The sequence below is a fragment of the Elioraea sp. genome (assembly GCF_051860475.1).
Classification (GTDB): domain Bacteria; phylum Pseudomonadota; class Alphaproteobacteria; order Acetobacterales; family Acetobacteraceae; genus Elioraea.
In genome coordinates this window covers 1-3,472 of record NZ_JBHYDW010000247.1, presented here as the reverse complement: position 1 = coordinate 3,472, position 3,472 = coordinate 1, and the positions used below count along the sequence as shown (strand labels likewise).

Annotated in this window: 3 protein-coding genes and 1 pseudogene; all 4 read right to left on the bottom strand. The window is 69.9% G+C overall.

Annotated elements, in window-relative coordinates; translation table 11 throughout:
* A partial coding sequence (locus ACTIFU_RS23180) for a phage portal protein (protein WP_439580691.1) occupies positions 1–607 on the bottom strand: 607 nt, incomplete at its 3' end.
* A gap of 6 nt (positions 608–613) precedes the next feature.
* On the bottom strand, positions 614–826 hold the full coding sequence (locus ACTIFU_RS23175) for a phage head-tail joining protein (protein ID WP_297857975.1): 213 nt from the start codon (positions 824–826) through the stop codon (positions 614–616).
* Between the two features lie 111 nt (positions 827–937).
* The gene (locus ACTIFU_RS23170; RefSeq protein ID WP_439580690.1) at positions 938–1,765 is read right to left on the bottom strand and encodes a class I SAM-dependent methyltransferase; all 828 of its coding nucleotides are present in this window, start codon (positions 1,763–1,765) and stop codon (positions 938–940) included.
* A 114-nt stretch (positions 1,766–1,879) separates the two neighbouring features.
* A pseudogene (locus tag ACTIFU_RS23165) lies at positions 1,880–3,469 on the bottom strand (phage terminase large subunit family protein).
* Between the last annotated feature and the right edge of the window lie 3 nt (positions 3,470–3,472).

Sequence of the window (3,472 nt, the reverse complement as noted above, 5' to 3'; positions counted from 1 at the left end):
CGGCGAGACCGGGATCGGTGACGTCGCCGGGATGGCGGCGCAGGAAGTGATACGCCACCCTGCGGCCGATGCGGTCGAACTCGATGCCCTGGCGGATGACGTTGCCGTTCGCCCCCCGCTCGTTGCGGTGCAGCGGCAGCATCTCCGAGGGCAGCATCTGGATCTGCAGCGGCACCACGAGCCCGTCCTCGGGCCGGCGCGGGCGGAAGCGCAGGAACACCTCGCCGGCGATGAACACCTCGCGCGCGGCGCGGCGCTGCTGGCCGTAGAAGTCGGTGAAGCCCTCGGCGTCGCTCTCGTCGGTCCAGTCCAGCCAGAGACGCTGCACCTCGGCCTTGAGGGCAGAGTCATTGATCAGCGAGGATGGCTTGATGCCGTTCCCCACCACGTTGCCGGCCCAGGACTCGATGGCGTTGTTGGCATATCCGTTGTTGCGCGTGAGCCAGCGGGCGCGGGCGGTGATGTCTGCGCCGGCGGCGGCGATCAGGGTGTTGAGATGCGCCCGGCTGGGCTGGAAGTGACGCAGGCGGCGGCTCGCCTCGCCGGCCTCGAAGCCACCGAGCAGCGCGCCGACGCGCCGGCGCCAGCGGGAGAGTGTGCCGAGCACGGAGGCTCAGAGTCCCTTGCTCGCGGCGGTACGGACGATGCGGCGCCGCGCGCCGGCGGACGCATCGGCGATGCGGCGTTCGAGATCGGCGATCGCCGCGGCCATCTCGGCGTCGGTGGCGTAGGTGATGCGGCGGCCGTCGATGTCGACCGTGCGCACGCCGCGCCAGCGCGCTTCCAGCAGCGCATCGCGCCGTGCGGTCATCTGCTCCAGTGTCATCGACGACCTCGGCTGTGGTACGGCGGAAAGAACAGGCCGAACCGCCGTTCAAGGCGGCTCTCAGCCAGCCCGCGAACGCAGGCCAGAGTTATCGAGGAGCTGCGCTGTACGTCAGGCGGCTCGGGCGATGATCTCGACCGGCGCCAGCGCGCCGTGCTGGATCGCCGCAAACACGTTTGCAGACATCTCGCGCGCCGCCTCGCCCCTGATCGTGTGCAGTCCGATCGGCGGCGGACCCTTGGCCGCTGCCTCCGCACGCATCTTCTGCAAGAAATCCAGGGCAAACGCGCCGCGATCCCGCTCCTTCCCAACCTCGAACCCGGCAGCGGCGAGCTCGCGCGTGTAGGTCTCCGGCGACTCGACGAAGCTGGTGTCCTCGCGCGAGGCCCACGGAGTCGGATAGGTGATGCTCCCATCGCCGACACGCATCAGGTCGTAGATCCCGAACCGGCCACCAGCCTTGAGCACGCGGTGGATGGCTGCGAACAGCGTCGCCTTGTCGGCGATGTTCATGCCCACGTGCAGCATGTACGCACCGTCGAAGGCGCCATCGTCGAATGGCAGGTCGAGTGCGCTGCCGTGAACATAGTCCACGCGGCCGACCATACCGGCACGCTGGGCGAGCGAGCGGGCCACCTCGACGTACTCCGCGGTCAGGTCGATCCCAGTGACACGCGCGCCATGGACCGCGGCGAAGTGTCGGGATGCACTGCCGAGGCCGCTACCGATGTCCAGCAGGCGCATCCCCGGCTCAGGGATGAACTCCGCTGCAAACTCGACCGTCGCCTGCCGACCGCCGATGCGGAACTCGACCACCGGCGCCAGGTCTTCAACCGTCAGTCGCGCGATGTCCTTACCCATCTTGGCGAGCGCCGCGAGGATGGTGTCTTCCAGCGACCCGTGCCCGTAGTGCGCGACGATTTCTCGGTCGACGTCCATGGCATCCCCATGAACGGTTTCGGAGTTCGATTACTCTGGCACCTGATCGTAACGTTCACAAGGGCTCTCTGTTCGCGGCTGCCTCGCACCCGAGTTGGCCACGCGCTCCTCGGTTCAGCGCAGGTAGGACGGGGTGAACACGCGCCGACCGCGCGACGCACGACGACGGAGGACGCCAGCGGAGGGGCTCACGACGTCACTGTCGTTCGCGGGCTCCGACGGTGCGGCGGGTGCATCATCGGTCCCGTCAGCCGCGATCTGCGCTTCGAGATCGCGCCACGTCGCCTCGGTCCAGCGATCCGCCCCGGCGATCCACGCGGCCGCGCGGGCGTAGACGCGGCAGTCGAGGACCTCGTTGCGCTCCCTCAGCTTCTGCCACTCCAGCCGGGCGAAGCCGCGCTTCGTGCGCACGCTCACCAGCTGCTCCGCCACCAGCTGCTTCACCCACTCCGCTTCCATGCCGCGCGGCAAGTGGACGTAGCCGGCCGGGTACGCCGTGCCGGCCGCAAGCTCCTCGTCCGTCGGCCGGCTCAGCCGCAGGAACCGGTAGGTCTCGCTCTTGAAGGTGGCGACGGCGACGGTCCAGAGCCGCGCACCACGGCGCAGCTTGCGCCCACCCTCGGTGACGTCGACGTAGCTGGGCCCGACGATCGGCGCGGCGCGGTTGAACCCGTCCACGCCCTTCACCGGCACCACCTGGGCATGCCCGGCGCGGCGCGCCCAGGCATAGACCGCCGGTGCCTCGTAGCCCGTGTCGATCGCGAGCTTCGCCAACCCGAGCCGCGCGCCGGTCGCATGCGGCCAGGTGCGGCCGAGCAGCGCGGTCAGGCTAGCCCAGGCCCCGGCATGCTCGGGCCCGCCATCAATCACCACGTGGTCGACGAACCAGCTCTCCAGGCCGCGGCCCCAGGCCCAGATCGAGACCTCGATCCGGTCGCGCTGCACGTCGGCCCCGGCGGTGAGGAACAGCGCGCCAGCCGGCACGATGCCGATCGGCCAGTCCTCGCGGCGCTCGTAGAGACGCTGCCAGTCCGGCGCGTCGCCGCTCTCCTGCTAGGTCTCGCCGAGCACCGTATTCCGGAACGTCTTGATCGCGCGGTCGTCGCCCTGCGCTGTCTCCCACGACCGCGCGCTCTCGCTCCAGGCGAGCCAGCCGACCGGCGAGTACAAGGCGGAGATGTGGAAGCCGATCGTGTGCGGATCGGCGGATGCGGCCGTGGCCCGCCACACGCCTTCGGCCAGCATTGCGGTCTTGTGCTGCTCGCCGATCGGATGGTCGCAGGCATCGCACAGGTACCTGGCACCCTCCGGCTCGCCCTTCTGCCACACGAGGCGCTCGAACCGCAGCCACTGCATCGCGTTGCAGCGCGGGCACGGCACGAAGAACCGGCGCTGGTCGGAGGCCAGGTACTCGCGCTCGATGCGCGACAGCCCGGCGATCGTCGGGGTCGAGACCAGGAAGGTCTTGCGTCGCCAGCCGAAGGTGCGGGCGCGGGCTTCGGCGAGCGCGATCGGATCACCCTCGCCCTCGACGTCGCCGGGATAGGCATCGATCTCGTCGAGGAACAGGAACCGCGCGCTCATCGAGCGCAAGCCGACGGCGCTGTTCGCGCCCGTCATCACCAACTGGCCGCCGGGGAACTCCTTCGAGAGCTGGCGATTGCCGGAGTCCCGCGAGCGTGCCGGCGCGACCCGCTCGCCGATCGC